At 60.0% G+C, this 14,656-nt stretch carries 19 protein-coding genes and 2 pseudogenes; 14 read left to right on the top strand and 7 right to left on the bottom strand.

Annotation, left to right across the window (positions count from 1 at the left end; translation table 11 throughout):
• Window positions 1–81: 81 nt before the first annotated feature.
• On the bottom strand, window positions 82–1,476 hold the full coding sequence (locus BB934_RS16040) for a flagellin (protein WP_099510531.1): 1,395 nt from the start codon (window positions 1,474–1,476) through the stop codon (window positions 82–84).
• Window positions 1,477–2,302: 826 nt separating this feature from the next.
• Here BB934_RS16040 and BB934_RS16035 point away from each other — a divergent pair.
• Entirely contained in the window at window positions 2,303–2,656 is a 354-nt protein-coding gene (locus tag BB934_RS16035) for a hypothetical protein (RefSeq protein ID WP_157934196.1), read from the top strand.
• Here BB934_RS16035 and BB934_RS49115 read toward each other — a convergent pair.
• The gene (locus BB934_RS49115; protein WP_237050391.1) at window positions 2,653–2,865 is read right to left on the bottom strand and encodes a hypothetical protein; all 213 of its coding nucleotides are present in this window, start codon (window positions 2,863–2,865) and stop codon (window positions 2,653–2,655) included. The two genes, BB934_RS16035 and BB934_RS49115, sit on opposite strands and share 4 nt — an antisense overlap.
• A pseudogene (locus BB934_RS49110) lies at window positions 2,861–3,001 on the bottom strand (hypothetical protein); the annotation flags it as partial. The pseudogene BB934_RS49110 and the gene BB934_RS49115, both read right to left, overlap by 5 nt.
• Here BB934_RS49110 and BB934_RS48405 point away from each other — a divergent pair.
• The 7 genes and pseudogenes from BB934_RS48405 to BB934_RS15990 all read left to right on the top strand — a co-directional run bounded on the left by BB934_RS48405 (window position 2,947) and on the right by BB934_RS15990 (window position 8,398).
• A complete protein-coding gene (locus BB934_RS48405; RefSeq protein WP_162299123.1) occupies window positions 2,947–3,492 on the top strand; it encodes a DUF6894 family protein in 546 nt (181 codons plus the stop codon). The pseudogene BB934_RS49110 and the gene BB934_RS48405 overlap by 55 nt on opposite strands.
• Window positions 3,493–4,280: 788 nt before the next feature.
• A pseudogene (locus BB934_RS47125) lies at window positions 4,281–4,652 on the top strand (PAS domain-containing protein); the annotation flags it as partial.
• 384 nt (window positions 4,653–5,036) lie between these two features.
• A complete protein-coding gene (locus BB934_RS16010; protein ID WP_099510526.1) occupies window positions 5,037–5,276 on the top strand; it encodes a type II toxin-antitoxin system VapB family antitoxin in 240 nt (79 codons plus the stop codon).
• Complete coding sequence (locus tag BB934_RS16005) at window positions 5,273–5,677, top strand: type II toxin-antitoxin system VapC family toxin (RefSeq protein ID WP_099510525.1); 405 nt, start codon at window positions 5,273–5,275, stop codon at window positions 5,675–5,677. The genes BB934_RS16010 and BB934_RS16005 overlap by 4 nt, the downstream gene beginning before the upstream one ends.
• 643 nt (window positions 5,678–6,320) lie before the next feature.
• On the top strand, window positions 6,321–6,878 hold the full coding sequence (locus BB934_RS16000) for an RES family NAD+ phosphorylase (protein ID WP_099510524.1): 558 nt from the start codon (window positions 6,321–6,323) through the stop codon (window positions 6,876–6,878).
• A 438-nt stretch (window positions 6,879–7,316) separates the two neighbouring features.
• Window positions 7,317–7,979, top strand: coding sequence for a nucleotidyltransferase domain-containing protein (locus tag BB934_RS15995; RefSeq protein WP_099510523.1), 663 nt, complete (start codon window positions 7,317–7,319; stop codon window positions 7,977–7,979).
• Entirely contained in the window at window positions 7,976–8,398 is a 423-nt protein-coding gene (locus tag BB934_RS15990) for a hypothetical protein (protein ID WP_173909459.1), read from the top strand. The genes BB934_RS15995 and BB934_RS15990 overlap by 4 nt, the downstream gene beginning before the upstream one ends.
• 75 nt (window positions 8,399–8,473) lie before the next feature.
• On the opposite strand, the gene BB934_RS15985 is transcribed toward BB934_RS15990, so the two are convergent.
• Window positions 8,474–9,181 (bottom strand): YecA/YgfB family protein, encoded by a 708-nt coding sequence (locus BB934_RS15985; protein WP_099510522.1) that lies wholly within the window; start codon window positions 9,179–9,181, stop codon window positions 8,474–8,476.
• A gap of 313 nt (window positions 9,182–9,494) precedes the next feature.
• Between BB934_RS15985 and BB934_RS15980 the strand changes: the two genes are divergently transcribed.
• The 5 genes from BB934_RS15980 to BB934_RS15960 all read left to right on the top strand — a co-directional run bounded on the left by BB934_RS15980 (window position 9,495) and on the right by BB934_RS15960 (window position 11,349).
• Window positions 9,495–9,761: a type II toxin-antitoxin system Phd/YefM family antitoxin gene (locus tag BB934_RS15980; protein ID WP_099510521.1), complete on the top strand. Its 267-nt coding sequence runs from the start codon at window positions 9,495–9,497 to the stop codon at window positions 9,759–9,761.
• Window positions 9,758–10,153 carry a type II toxin-antitoxin system VapC family toxin gene (locus BB934_RS15975; RefSeq protein ID WP_099510520.1) on the top strand — a complete coding sequence of 132 codons (396 nt, stop codon included), beginning with the start codon at window positions 9,758–9,760 and terminating at the stop codon, window positions 10,151–10,153. The genes BB934_RS15980 and BB934_RS15975 overlap by 4 nt, the downstream gene beginning before the upstream one ends.
• A 300-nt stretch (window positions 10,154–10,453) precedes the next feature.
• Window positions 10,454–10,747, top strand: a complete 294-nt coding sequence (locus BB934_RS15970) for a BrnT family toxin (protein ID WP_099510519.1) — start codon at window positions 10,454–10,456, stop codon at window positions 10,745–10,747.
• Window positions 10,722–11,087 (top strand): helix-turn-helix domain-containing protein, encoded by a 366-nt coding sequence (locus BB934_RS15965; protein ID WP_237049987.1) that lies wholly within the window; start codon window positions 10,722–10,724, stop codon window positions 11,085–11,087. The genes BB934_RS15970 and BB934_RS15965 overlap by 26 nt, the downstream gene beginning before the upstream one ends.
• 91 nt (window positions 11,088–11,178) lie before the next feature.
• Window positions 11,179–11,349, top strand: coding sequence for a hypothetical protein (locus BB934_RS15960; RefSeq protein WP_237049986.1), 171 nt, complete (start codon window positions 11,179–11,181; stop codon window positions 11,347–11,349).
• Window positions 11,350–11,429: 80 nt separating this feature from the next.
• Here the strand turns inward: BB934_RS15960 and BB934_RS15955 are convergent, their stop codons facing one another.
• From BB934_RS15955 to BB934_RS47120, 3 genes are all read right to left on the bottom strand, one after another.
• A complete protein-coding gene (locus tag BB934_RS15955) occupies window positions 11,430–11,807 on the bottom strand; it encodes an HNH endonuclease (protein WP_099510516.1) in 378 nt (125 codons plus the stop codon).
• 373 nt (window positions 11,808–12,180) lie between these two features.
• A complete protein-coding gene (locus BB934_RS15950) occupies window positions 12,181–12,414 on the bottom strand; it encodes a hypothetical protein (protein ID WP_157934194.1) in 234 nt (77 codons plus the stop codon).
• Window positions 12,415–12,639: 225 nt separating this feature from the next.
• Entirely contained in the window at window positions 12,640–13,002 is a 363-nt protein-coding gene (locus BB934_RS47120; RefSeq protein WP_157934193.1) for a hypothetical protein, read from the bottom strand.
• Between the two features lie 849 nt (window positions 13,003–13,851).
• Between BB934_RS47120 and BB934_RS15940 the strand changes: the two genes are divergently transcribed.
• On the top strand, window positions 13,852–14,436 hold the full coding sequence (locus tag BB934_RS15940) for an NUDIX domain-containing protein (protein WP_099510513.1): 585 nt from the start codon (window positions 13,852–13,854) through the stop codon (window positions 14,434–14,436).
• Window positions 14,437–14,656: the final 220 nt, after the last annotated feature.

Here is a 14,656-nt window from a genome sequence, read left to right as displayed (position 1 = left end):
GCCCCACACGAAATTCCCGACAGTCCCTCATCTAACAGGCTGGGTCAGCGGCACCGGTAGCTATAGAAGCCATGGATACTCTTACTCCAAGAGCTTCAGGATCATTTGAGTGTTCTGATTCGCGATCGCCAGCGCCTGAATACCAAGCTGTTGCTGCGTCTGCAGAGCCTCTAACCGAACCGAAGCCAGCGGCATGTCAGCATCAACGTAGGCACTCACCCCTGCCGTTAAGGCGTCGGACATTACACTGATAAACTCCTCCTGGGTTTCCAAGAATGCTTTGGTCGCGCCCATCCGAGCTGAACCTCTGATCACGCTCTCGATGGCTGTATCGATCGCCTTCAACCCTTCTGCATAGAAATCAGCGAAAGTGTTCTCGGCAATCAGGTTATGGATGCCAGTCATGCCGATCTTGAAGTCGGCTTGGCCATCGCCAGTCACGTCACCCACTATGAAGGTGTTGCCACTGTCGTGAAAGTACTTGACCTGGCCAGCACCGACTGCGTCGCTCACCGAGCCCTTACCTACAAACACTAAGTTCTGATGGCCCGCTTGACTAATGCTGGCGTCTATCGCGCTCAGATCAAGCCGATCCACGCTTTCCCAATCGATAATCCAATCGCGCTCGGCTACACTCGGGCCAGATTCAGCCGCGCTAGTGAAAATGAAGGTATCAGCCCCCGTTTCACCCGCAAAGAGATCCTTCCCAGGCCCACCATTGATTGTGTCATTCCCAGCGCCACCGATTAGAGTGTCATTGCCCGAGCCACCCAGGAGGATGTCGCTCCCGGCATCACCGGTCAGGACGTCAGCACCTGCGGTGCCGCTCCGGACCACCGGTGTGCCCGAACCAGCGCCACTGCCGACCGAACCAGTGGACCGTGAGCCCGTCAGACGCAGCGGGGGAATCGAATGTGCAATATCAAAGGCTGCAAGATCGCCAAGAATACCTCCGATCCCAGCAGAGGCATCCGCAAACAATATGGTCTGGCTCGTATCGAAGGCCAAGGTGTTCACTTTGTTGCTGGACCCGTCATAGGACACCACCAAATTGACCGTTCCCCCGCTGCCGGAGAGCCAATTCTGGCCGTTGATCGTTGCCGATCGCGCAATACTCTTGAGGCCTTTGATCTGTGCGTTAATCTCGGTTTGGATGGCCGCCACATTGGACCCAGGCTGAAGCGCCGAGACGAGCCCTTGCTTGATCTTGTTGAGAGAGACCAAGGTCTTGTCGAGAGCCGACGTAAAGGTGTCAAGCATCGCCTTGCTTTGCTTGATCGAGTCTTTCACGGCACTGAGCGCGCCGATGTCGGACCTCATCTTGACGCTGATCGACCAGTAGGATGCGTTGTGCGACGCCTCGCCGACCCGCAGGCCCGTCGAGATCTGCCCCTGAGTTTTGGTGAGAGAATTCTGGGTGGATCTGAGCGACTGAAGCGCTGTGAGAGCGGAGAGGTTCGACCTGATCGACAACATGTTTTTACTTTTCGGTCGTCAGGCTTAGCCTTGCTAACCCCGCATGGAACTCAACTGCCTGGTAGAAATGCACCAAGGTCTTCGGTCAGAATGAGGCCTTACATCTGCGCCGTCTGCTCTGGTGGAGAGCACCAACTGAGGAACCCGTTAGGAAGCTATGCGCACGATGGCAAACTGTCGTTAATAAAGAGCTAACAGCCTCAGACAGTTCTACGACATGGCCCTGGTTTTGCCGTCTTTATAAGCGCTCAGGTCTTCACCGTATTGTTGAAATCCAGGCCAAGCGGTCGGTGCCGGATTCCGGCACGACGGTTTTGGCAGCAAAGTGCGGCATGCTGCCGATCCCACGCTCTTCAGTGACCGTCGAGACCAGGGCAGCTGACGAAGATGCAATGCTCAATCCCATCGGCGCGGGCCTCATGGCGAGCTGCGTTCTTTTCGAGACGGCGAAATATCCTCAGGCCTCCTGAAGCTCGACCCGGCGGCAATCTCCGCTCCCTTCTCTGCCAGTCGCTCGGATCGAATCGGGTCTGGAGCAGCTGAACGAGCGATCCTGAGTCCAACCACTGCCTCAGGATCGTAACCCGCCCTTTACAGGGACCTGGCCACGGCCACGCAACCTCCGCACTAGTCCCCTTTCCTTGTGCAATCCTCCATTGCGTCTCTTGTTACCGCTTCTGATGCCGAACCCAAGGGCTATTGTGAGTTGCCTGCACCCGAGCACCGGTGGGAACAAAAGGAGATCCGATCGCCCGATCCGTTGAGGCGATCTCCCTCCGCCCAACCTTCTCCCGCGAAGGTTCGAGCCTTTGATAGGTTCGTCACGATGGCCAAACGCCCCCAACCTCCCGCGTCCGCACAGGGCCAGCGCTCCCCTGCAGTGGAGCCCACCGACGTCCATGTGCTTCCCCGCGATTTAGGCCCCCTCTTCGCGGAACGACCACTCATCCAGGGCGAGTCGAAGGCCGATTACGACCTGCTGCTGTCGAAGGTCACCGCCGCGGTGGCTCCGACCGACGCCATCGACGACGTGTGGGTCAAAGATATCGCTGATCTGACTTGGGAGGTGGAGCGCGGGAAACGTCTGAAGGCCAGCCTTCTCATGGCCGCCCGCAAGAAAGCGCTGGACCGGCTAATTGCAGAAACCAACGGCCCCTCTCTGCAATCTGCGGACCCCTAAAGTCCGCGTACACCAATGCCTGGCTTCAGGGAGATCCGGCGGCGGACGAGAAATTCAACCGTCTTTTGGTCGAGCGCGGCCTCGACCTGAATTCTGTTATGGCGCTCGCCCTCTCGGAACGCCTGAGTGACATTGAGCGCATCGATCGCATGATCGCCAGCGCCGAGGGCCGGCGCAGATGACGCAGAGATCCCAGTCACTGTCGTCATCGTTGTCGCCGCGAGCCCTGCTGCCGAAGAGAACGATGGTCTCGGCGTCCGTTGCAGATCGGTCGTAGCAGGATCCTTTATATGGCGAAGCTTCTACCAGATTGGCCTGAGTTGATCGCGGATTATGTAAGAGCATTTCACGCTCAGAGCCAAAATTCTCCAATGCATCATCTCGAATTTGTCGCAAAGCATCACGAACATTTGCTGAAACAAACTCCTGGGTTGCCGCTTACACCTCATCGTCCGAATGGACGGACGGCCCCTCCATTACCTTTGAGGGCGAGCATGCGCTTCTATTTCCATCTCGTTGGACCATCCGGCGCAATTTATGATGATACGGGCCTCGAAGCCCTCAGCCTCGAAGTGGCCGAAGTAGAGTCTCAGCAAGCCATTCAAGAGATCTTAAATGAAGGCATGATTGCTGCTAAGGATTGGGAAAATTGGCAATTGGAAATCACCGACGCATCTCAGCATGTTCTCCTCACAATCCCCCTTGATCAAAGCCAGGAGGCTCAAGGAATAGAGAGGCTATGGCTTGCTACGAAAAATCGCACATCAACGTTAAACAGCATGCTTCTCGCTGCGGGGTGCGGAATCGACTGGCAGAGCCTGTTGGCAATGCTCTGACCAATGCAACAACACGAACGCCTTCCACTCACTCTTCGTATCCGACCGTAAAATTTCAGCAGCCGCCCCTAGCACTGCACAACGCAGCGCCCGGCACCCCAGACAATCCGGCGTCCGCCGGAGCGGCACCTCTGCGCGACACAAGGGGCGAGCACAGCCGCCTGTTCATCACGCCAGAGTGCTGTCCTATGAGGAACCTTAGGGCAGATTAACGCCCTTCAGGACGAGATCCGTGAGAGAGCCCATCGAGTTCCAAGCCGCCTAGTGCGCAAATCCCTTGGGTACAGAACAGAATGGGGCTAGGATCCTACGAAGCAAGAATCATAAGAATGCCAGCCGCGGGAGGGGACATCATGCGGTCCTTTCATCACTTGGCTCCAACCACGCCAGAGACGAGCGATTGCGCCTACAACCTTTTTAGAAACAAGGAGCGGGCCGAGATCCTTTGTGCCGTACCAGAAGACCACCCGATCCCGAGGTTTATCAGTGCCGAGCAGTGGATATACGAAGTTTCTCTCCGCCCCCGGGACGCTAGGCCGCCAGGCTTCGACAATCGAGCGGCCGCGACCGGTGTGCGGTTTAATGGGTTCTACCTATTCCAAGTCACGGCCGCGCATGGGAAAGCCAGGACCAGAGGACAGAGCCATGTGTCCAAGGCAGTTCCGTTGCCAGACCTCGAGGTGAGCCTGAGCGTTCGACAGCATGTCCGGAAGGCCCTGCTACAGCTCTTGGCCAGACACAGCAGCCCTGACCAAGTGATCGAGTACGTCAGTCGGGCCACGGCAGACCGGAAGTCGTCTGAGACACGGTATGCGGACCTGCTCGCGGCTCTCCCCTATGCCATCTACACAACCGACGCGACGGGACGCATCACCTTCTACAATGAGGCTGCCGTGGCCCTGTGGGGACGGCGTCCGGTGCTGGGACGGGACCGCTGGTGCGGCTCCTGGCACATTTATTCGCTCACTGGCGCTCCGCTACCGCATGACCGCTGCCCGATGGCTGTGGCGATCCTTGAGGACAGGAAGGTTCGGGACGTGACGGCAATTGCAGAGCGGCCCGACGGCACCCGGGTTCATTTCCGGCCGCTGCCTACGCCCTTGCACGATGCCAATGACAACCTTGTTGGGGCAGTCAATGTGCTCCTCGACCTTGGAGATGCGTAAGTTGGTGACACTGCCATTCCCTGAAGGGAATGGCAGTGTCACCCACCTGCACCTGAGGAGTTGAAGGTACCCGCAGTCGCTTAGGGCCGTCCTGGTGGTCTCCAGCCGCCAACTGCACTCCGGTCATCCTGATCCATCGCGGAGAAGTGCGTTCCGTCCGCGCGCTGATCGATCTCACGAAGTATTCCCACGCCTGCGGTTGCTCGGAGACTTTGGCCCTGACGTTCCGAAGCTCGTACCACTGGGCCTTCATCGTGCGTAGGCTTTCTCAAGGTCCCTTGAGCGTCGGCTCGGGAATCGAGCAGGAAATCTGCTTGCTGCCGCCTAAATATTCGAATATCCTTTTTTAGATATCCAAGTATTCCGCGAGAGATCAGAATGCCACTTTATATCAAGGATGATGTGACTGCGGATCTGGTCGCCCAACTTGCCAAGCTTCGGGGTCTGACCAAACAGGATGCTGTTCGCCTCGCCGTTCAGGCTGAACTGGACAGAGATCAAGCGGCCATCCCGCTTCGAGTAAGGGTACAAACGCTTCGGGCGGCCCATCCTCTCCCGCCTCCAACGGATCAACCCGCCGACAAAGCCTTCTTCGACGACTTATCGGGGGGGCTATGACGACCTTTGTGGATGCGTCCGCTCTCATCGCGATCATCGCTGGAGAACCAGACGCAGACGCCCTCATTAATGCGCTTGAGGCCAATCCGCAGCGGCTGGGCTCTCCTATCTCCGTCTGGGAGACCGTCGCCGGGCTCTGTCACAGTCACACCTTTTCTGTTCCCGCCGCCCGCGACCACGTTCAGCGCTTCCTCGATCTGCTCGTCTTCGAGAGGATTTCCATTGGAGAGCCAGAATACCTCCTCGCGTTGGACGCCTATGCCCACTATGGCAAGGGACGTCATCCGGCAAAGCTCAACATGGGGGACTGCTTCGCCTACGCTTGCGCGAAAAGCCGCCGAGCGAAGCTCCTGTTCATCGGCGATGATTTCACCAAAACCGATATCGCCCGGGCTGTCTAAAGGCCGGCAACCTGCGGCGCCTGTCCCCCTCACAAGTGACGCACAGTTGATTGAGTCAGTTCTGCCATAATCTAATTCTTGCTGTTGCAACGGATCGCAGCGATGGCACGTGCGCTCTGATCATCTCCGCCAGCAGTCAGTGCTCGTGTGAAAGCGCAAACACCCTTCGCCTCCTACTCTCGCGGGATGATTTTGCCCGACACGGTCCGCTTCCACGGACTTGCTTTTCCATACGGCAGTGGCCGTTTCGATGCATCCGCCCGAAGGTGCCGGATCTTCTGCCACTTGGCGTGCGCAGCGCGCCGGTGATCCTCCCGCGTCTTGTCCATGGCGCACGCCTCATGCGCCGGGCCCAAATTATCGAAGTAATCCGCCCCACCGCGGTCGAGAGCCCGAATATGCTCGACAATCCACCGCTCCCCACCCCTATCGATCTTGCCGGACGGGGTCCGCTTCGCCCCGGACACGGTCCTGGCGGGCCGCACGCCGCTGGAGGCGCTGCGCGCCGGCGAGCGCGACCCGGTGCTGCGCCTAATCCAGGGAGCCCAGGGCGACGGCTTCGCGTGACCTCTCCGCTCATCGCGGGGCTCGGGGTCCAGCAGGGGTCGCGCCACCGCCACCCACTTGGCTTGGCCGCAAGAGCTTGCCGGTCGATCGCCTGCCGGCCGGCACGATGCTGCACCGGATCCACCGGACCTCGCTCGCACCGGTGTTTTTTGGCCCCGGCCCTGGTATTCCGCCGACCTATCGGTTTGACAGCGCGCGCAGCTGGTTCGGCGTACTGTATGTCGGCCTGAGCCGGGCCGGTGCGGCAGCGGAAACGCTGCTGCGCAACCCGCAGCGCCTGATGGTCGCCACCTCGGACATCACGGAACGCGCTGCATCCGAGCTGACCTGCCACCGTGAGGTCCGCGTCGTGACGCTCTATGGTTCCGGTCTGTCAGCAGTCGGCACTGACAACGCGATCTCCACCGGCCCGTACGGACCCTGCGGTTTGTGGTCAGATGCCCTTTGGGACCATCCGGACCGCCCCGATGGGATCGCGTACAAGTCCCGGCACGACTCGAACGAAATCTGCCTAGCGCTCTTCGAGCGCCCTGACCTGACGTTCGACATTAACTCGACAAGGCCACTGACGGCGATGCTGCACGAGGTTGCAGCTCTGCTCGACGCCTACGGCAAATCCCTCTCGCCCACGTAGCGGCCAGAGCCTCTCATATAGACCGCGAAGCGGCGCTCAGGTCATCCAGCCGAGGGCGTTTCAACCAGAGATCGTGCGGCTCACGCTCAAACAGCGAGTGTTCCGACTCCAACATATCGATCCTGGTTCAATCCGGCATTCACGTAGCAAAGACCACCAAACACTCGCCAATTGACTGATCTAAATAGTTTTCCCTCGCATGGCGAACCAGGCCAAAACCGAGATAGCGCAGCGGCGCTCACCGTGCTGGCAGACCGTGGCCACTATAATGGCCAGGAGTCATGAGGCAGCTAAGCACTTGGCATGTTCGAAGGGAGGGAACGGGCCGTCTGTATGTTCTGAAATCGGAACATATGACCTCTTTTTAGAACATACTGCTTGAAATCAGAACGAAACTAACCCTACATTGGGCAAGCGGCAGAAACTTGCGGAGGTCCCATGGCTCACTCGGCTACCCAAAGCATCCAGCGATATCCGTTGACATCGATCCTCGGAACCGAGGCGAACGTCCGTCTGCTTCGCGAGCTGTCCCGGCACGGCGGCCAACTGTCCGCGCCATCCCTCGTCGCGCGCACCGGCCTTGGAAGGACAAGCGTCTGGGTAGCTCTCACGACTCTCAAGGAGATGCGCATCGTCGAATCGGCGGGGACGGGCCGCGCCGTGCTGTACCGCATCCGGACCGATCACCCCCTGCATGCCCCGTTGGGTGCGTTGTTTGAGGCCGAAGAGGCGCGCTTCTCGGCGATCCGCGAGGTCGTTCGGTCCGCGGCATCGGAAAGCGGGCCGGGCGTGCTGGCCGTCTGGATTTACGGCAGCGTCGCGCGCGGCGAGGATCGGCCGGACAGCGACCTCGACGTTGCCGTGATCACCCAACCGTCCGAGCTCGAGAGGGTCATGGACACCGTGCGTGACGCGCTCAGAGTTCCCGGGGAGACGATCGGCTTCACCCCCTCCGTGGTTGGCGTCGATCTCAGCGACGTCGACCGGCTTTCCCGCGAACGCGATCCCTGGTGGACCAACATCGTCGCCGATGCCATCGTCCTGTCGGGCATGCATCCTGAAGAACTGGCGGCCCGCGCGCGTGGAATGGCTGAGGTATGACGCGGAAGGGCGCTTCGAAGCCAATCACCGCGTCTTTCGGCGAGGGGCGGCTGCGCTTGGCGCGAGCCTACTTGAAGGCCGCCCGGACGGAGGCGACGGTTGCGGAAGTCGGCGATCCGGGAAACCCGGTGATGTCGCAGATCGTCAACGCCGCGATCGCCTTCACTGACGCGTTGACTGCGCGTTACTCGGGGCGCACCAACCAGCAGGACCATGCCGCGGCAGTGAAGGCGCTCAGGGATGCGCTCGGCAACCGTTTTCCCTCGGCGCAGGAGACCAGGCTTCGCCGTATCCTGGGGGAGAAAAATGAAGTCCAGTATGGCGCGCGCTTGAAGACGAAGGCCGAGGCCGACCATTTTTTGACTCAACTCGAGGAATTTGCCGCCTGGGCCGAGGCGGAGCTTCAGCGACCGAAGTGACACCGCGCGCTCGGTGGTTTTTGCTACCTAATGCCAGTTCAATCGGTGCAGATCGGCAGAACATGACGCTCCTCATCAGTGCAGTGTAGGTTTGCCGCAGCACCGCTTGTATTTCTTCCCGGACCCGCAAGGACACGGATCATTGCGCCCGATTTTGGGGACGGGGCGGCGGTAGGTGGAGTGTCCACCCCTGAGGTCTGGGCGCATCTGTCGGAGTGGCGCAAAGTAACGATAGATCGCCGTGACCCCGGCCGCGGCACCCGCGATGAGTTGCTCGCGCCGATCCGCATCCACGGGCTCCTGATAAGGTCGCATGGTCGGATCGGGGTCGTGCTCATGCGCCAGTGCCAAGATCGGTATGAGCCAGCCCCCATGGTCTTCGTCATCCAAGAGTTCGGCCCAGTCCTCTCTTCGCAGATCCATGCCGCGCATAAACCCTTGTGCCCAGTCGTTCGCGTGGGCAATGCCGTGATCGTCCTCGAGCAACAACGGCAAAAACACATCACCGGATTGCAAGGTATCGGTAACGACGTTCCAATGACGCATGAGGAGATCCAGGAAATCCTTGAGTTCCTGTTGGCTCGAGAAGGCCTCCGCGTCAGCCATCTCGCCTCCCCAAATCTCGGGCAGGTACTCGCTTGGGTGAACATGGTCGGGGCCGCAGATGAGGGCAGCAAAGAAGCCATCAAGCGCTTCCAAGTTCATCGCGTGCTCATGGCGGAACTGACTGAGAACAGACGACACGCGGTCGTATTCGGCGTCTGTCAGGGGTCTTGCAGTCATATGGTGCCTCTCAGTTTCCCTACCCTTACCGTTTCCCTACCCTTACCCACGAGGATTGAAAGCAGAAAACGGCAAAAGTTTTGGCCGTGAATGATCTGCTGCGGCAGTCCCGGAAGATGCTCAAGGAGATAGGTTGAGGGCGCGGAGGTTGGTGAACCCTATGACCGCCAGCAAAACCGACACGAACGGACAATGTGCTGTGCCGCCAAGACGATCCTCTGGGCAAGCTGAGTGCAGAGATGAGGATCCGCATGGGCAGGCTTGCTCATGCACAACAGATGTGTACACTTAAGAGTACACAAAGGGGGTTGCCATGGTTCGACCTCAGAAGGACAAGCAGGTTCGCGTCGGCGTTCGCGAGTTGCGGGCAAACCTCAGCGGGTTGCTCCGGCAGGCCCGCCAGGGAACCTCGTTCCTTGTCATGTCGCGCAACGAGGTCATCGCCGAGATTCGGCCGCCCTCTGGTGCGGAGCGTCCCCGTCGGAGCCCAGGCATGTTGAAAGGCAGGATCCGCATGGCGGAGGACTTCGACCTGCTTCCCGACGACATCCTGTCCGCGATGGAGGGTAACGGCGGTTGAGGATCCTTCTCGATACTCACACTCTTCTCTGGTGGCTTGAGGGTGATCCGCGGATCGAGCGCCAGGCCCAGGACCTCATCGCCGACCCTGCGAACGACATCTTGGTTAGCATCGCCTCATTGTGGGAGATCGTGGTGAAGGTGCGCGTTGGAAAGCTGGAGGCCGACATCCGTGACATCGTTTCTGCCATCAATGCTCAAGGCTTCGAAACGCTTGAGATCCGCCCCGAGCATCTTGAGGACCTCGTCCGTCTCCCGATGCACCACCGGGACCCATTCGATCACCTGCTGATCGCCCAGGCGATCGCTGAAGGCCTTACCCTCCTGTCGGAGGACCAGCATGTTTCGGCGTATCCAGCGGCCCATGTCACCTGCGCCGACAAGGGTCCCTGAAACCGAGCATCGCCGAGACCAGTTTCGCATTCTCGGCCACGTCTCATTGACTGTTTCAACTCCGAACTGCTCATCAGCCGCCTAGGAAGGATCCACGGTCGATGAAACGCTCTGGGAGCTCTGGATCGAAGGGTTTGAGACCGCGATGCAGCTTCACCCAGACAGGGAGTGGCGGCCGGGTGTAGCCGCTCGAAGCGTTTGCGGCGTTGCAACGAGCTCGCACAGAACTTGCCGAGGCATAGCTTCCTTATACGGGATGCCCGTTGACATCCTGTACGGGATACCCGCATAATTGCCTTTGTGGACGCGCCAGCCGAATTCGAATGGGACGATGCCAAGGCTTCAGCCAATGAAGCCAAACACAGTGTCCGCTTTGACTATGCGGCAGCTGTATTCTTGGACGGTAATCGGCTCGATCTCGACACCACCCGTGCAGTCGACGGCGAGGAACGCCGCAAGGCCATCGGGTTCATCGAGGACAAGCTCTACACGGTCGTCTACACCCTGCGCGGCTCCGTCTGCCGCCTCATCTCAGCTCGTCGTTCCAATGCCAAGGAGGGCAGGAGCTATGGCTATCACTCGCAAGACCTTTGAGAATCTCCGGTCTAACCCGCCTCGCGTTAACGCAGCAGAACGCGCCCGCCTTGATGCGATGACGCAGGAGGAGATCGAGCGTAATGCCCTCGAAGACCGAGACAACCCCCCCGCCTCCGAGGAGGAACTGGCGCGCGCCGTCGCAGCGCGTGCTGTCCGCCGGGCTCGTCAGCGCACTGGTCTCAGCCAGGCCAAATTTGCAGAACGTTTTCAGATTAACCTCGCTCGTCTGAAGGACTGGGAGCAGGGCCGGTTCATGCCGGATACGGTTGCTCTCGCCTACCTTAAAGTTATTGAGACGGACCCCGAGGCAGTTGCCCGGGCGCTTGACGCGGCTTAGTCGCTGAACCGGAGAGGGTCAGAGACCCCAAGCATGGGAGATACAAGCAAGTTCAGACCGGGATGTTATTCGCGCTCTGGCCAAACGTCTGGTGCGCGAGGACAGCGAGGCGGCGCGTCTTCGAACTGAACTCCGTCGCAGCCTCATCGACGAACCGCCGGCGCGGGGCGGCGTCTTGGCGGCCTTGCGAGCTTCCCCTCTCGTCGGGATGGATCTCGACCTCACTCGTGAGACCATCTCAGGTCGCGCCATCGACCTGTGATCTGCTATCTTCTCGACACCAACATCATCTCCCATTCCATCAAGCGGTTCCCCACCCGCAGCGTTGAGCCCCTCTCCGTCCTACTCGCGCGGGACAACCTTCCCGGATAAGTTCCGCTTCCACCGACTCGCCCGGCCATAGGGCAGCGGCCGTTTGGGAGCCTCTGCGCCAATGTGCCGGATCTTCTGCCGCTTGGCCTGCGCGGTACGGCGATGATCCTCCCGGGTCTTGTCAGCGGCGCAGGTGTCATGAGCTGGGCCTAAATTGTCGAAGTCATCTGCACCGCCCAATTCCAGCGCCCTGATGTGCTCGGCAATCCAGCGCTCACGCACTCCATCGATCCTGCCGTCACACAGCACGCAGACGCCTCCGGTCTTCTCCCAGACCTTAAGCCGCCGGTGCGGTGTCAGCTTCCGGCGCACTGTTGTGCCCACATCCTTGACTTCGACGAATGGCATAGAGCACCTCAGTCGCAGGTTGGAGGATCGGGGCAACGGTCACCACAACCGTCGCATGCCTCTTCGCGCAGCCGATCCATCACCCGCGTGAGCAGCCGATCCCACTCAGTCCGCAAGCGCTCGCAGGCTGCGATAAGGTCGGCCACATCGCGCTCACGATCTGGATCCACCCGCACCAACCGAACTCGCACCCCCAACGAGGCGACAGTCGCCGCAGGCTTTGTGTTTGATACATCTTGCGACGCATTATGCCGCTGAGGGCTCCGCCCCCGTCGTGCTCTCGCCATCGGCCATGATCCTTATGATGGATGAAACCAGCCCCCTGTTCAGGGATGTCCCACCCTGCGCTTGCCTGATCCTAGGGAGTGTGAGGTCAGTGCGCGCCGATCCCGCGGCGGACCTTTGCCTGCGACCACGCGAATTTCAGCGCCATGCTCATCAGAGTTCCCCACGCGGCACGAGGCTTCTTGGCGCGCTCCTTGCGGGCCAGAGCGACCGCAAGCGCCATGATGGCGGATCGGTCGTAGCCTCCATCGCGGCTGAGAGGACGCTCCTGCGCAGCTCTGAGCGCATCGCAGGCCTTGGCGAATGCGAGAGATTGGGCCACCAGGGCATTCACAGCTGGGCGGGGCACTCTCTCGCGACGCAAGTCTCGCATCGCACCAGACCAGTTGACGTGACGATGGCAAGACATGGGTAAGCCTCCAATGGTGAGCATGGAAACGGATGGGCGCCAGTGGGCAGATTCGAGCAGCGGGCCGGGGGTCCGCTTGCGCCATCCGAATTGGCGCAGCGCCGGCGCCTCTCTCGCCTGTCGCCCCAGCGAGGATGATCAGAAAGTCTCCAGCCGAGCGTTCGGCGCGATCGCGACACGGATCCTTTTCAGGCTTGCTGCTGTTCGATCATCTCCCGGGTGTGCATCCTGGGCTGGAGCGTTCTTTACGTTTGCTCCAGCACTCGCACGTTGGTGTCGGCCGAGAAGATCGAGCGTCTGTCGGATCACCCGGTCCCATTCCTCGCGGGGATATTGATACCGGTGAAGTAGATGGGCGAGCGCGTGCTCGCGCTCCGTATCACCTCGGACCAGCCGGCCCTGCATGCCCAGTGATGCCACCGTCGCCGGTTCGGTCTCGGATACGAGGCGGTTACCCGGGAAGCTCGGATTGCGCCCTCGCGCCTGTGATAGTCGTGCCATGACACCCTCTTCATTCCGCTTAATAACGATATAACGTTAACTTGGAAATGTCAAGAGCCTTGGTTCAGGCCCCTCGGCTGGTTCCTTGCCCGATTACCATTTGGTTCCTTGCGCGATTACCATTTGATGGGTGATAAGCTGCTCAATCGGCCCATGCCTGGGACAGGCGAACAGGAACGGCCATCACGAGCCGCCCTGGTCCCGCGTGTGCATCCAATCAACGGCGTTCAGCGGCCCGCGCCCGAACCGAACCTGACGGAATTGTCCTGCGCAATCCTCTTGCCGCATGCATGGACAATTCTCGCTTCAGGGTCTTCGGGTGCCCTTGCCCCTCTCCAGGCGTTTGGCTGTGCAGACAGGATGGCTCTGAACGCCCGTGGCATTTGACGAACCGGTTCGGCTCCGCCAAAGATTCGGGCGTTGCGCAGCCACACCAAGGAGGACACAGTGATGGGTGACGGCTCTCGTGCCACCTCGTCCTTTGCTTGCACTGCGTGCGGCAGCCCCGCCATTAGGGTCCCAGACGAGATCCATGATGCGGCAGACCTGTCCTGCGCTGGATGCGGAACGGACCTCGGGTCCTGGTCTGCGTTCAAGGAGCGAGTCCGTCAGTCCATCCTGCGAGAGATCGCCAGCTGCAAAATCTCCGCGGACCTGGCCAGCAGCGACATCCCGGGTCAATGTTTGGAGGCCTAAGCGACCGTGATGCGGTTCAACGTGATTGGGACCGTTGATGGTTACGTGTTGCACGTGACCTACACGATGCGTGGTCAGGTTGGCCGCGATGAGCGTTAGGTCTAAACAACCTGTGCTCACCGAAACCTAATCCCTCTCGTCGAACGGTGCACCATGCCTAACCAGAGCAATCCGTGGGAGACTCTGTCCTCGCAGCGGTTCTATGAGAGCCGCTATGTTGATGTGGACCAGGACGAAGTCCGGCATCGCTCGGGCCGGGTTCATCCCTACACGGCGCTTCGATTTCGCATTTATGGTATTGCAGTGCTTCCCATCTTTGATGACGGCAGCACATATCTCATTGGTCAGTATCGCTATGTTTCCCAGCGCTACACCTGGGAACTGCCCCGAGGCTCAGGGCCGAAAGCAACCGAGCCGCTTGAGACCGCTCAACGCGAACTCCAGGAGGAAACCGGCGCTCGCGGAGGGCAATGGCTGGAAGTGCTGCGCCTCATGGTTTCCCCTGGCATCACAGATGAAATGGCACCGTGCTTCGTTGCGTGGGATCTGGAGCAAGGTGCGGCACACCCTGATCCTCAGGAGGATTTATCGGTTCGCCGTGTGTCGTTCCACGAGGCTGTCGCCGAATGCCTGAACGACACAATCTGCGATGCCCCGAGCGTGGCCACGATCTTGGCGGTGCAAACCAGAGCCCTCCAGGGCAGCTTGCCCGAGGACCTGCTGCGGCGCCTGCGCTAACGATTTGGCACCCGCAGGAGCAAAGCCATCTTTCACCCGCCCTGATCCTCTCAAGTCTTGAAGGCGTCTCGTGGCAAGCGGATGCACCAGGATCATAATCCACCGTCCGGGCGCAACATTTGGTCATTGGATCTTTCACTATCCGCACGCCGGCGAACAGCGCTGGGGTCCTCGGTTCTGTTGCTCCCTCTTAGCCTCAGAACGTCCTGTCCGAGGACGG

The sequence above is a fragment of the Microvirga ossetica genome (genome assembly GCF_002741015.1).
GTDB classification, from domain to species: Bacteria; Pseudomonadota; Alphaproteobacteria; order Rhizobiales; family Beijerinckiaceae; genus Microvirga; species Microvirga ossetica.
The sequence above is the reverse complement of the archived record's forward strand: the minus strand, read 5'-3'. Positions and strand labels throughout refer to the sequence as shown.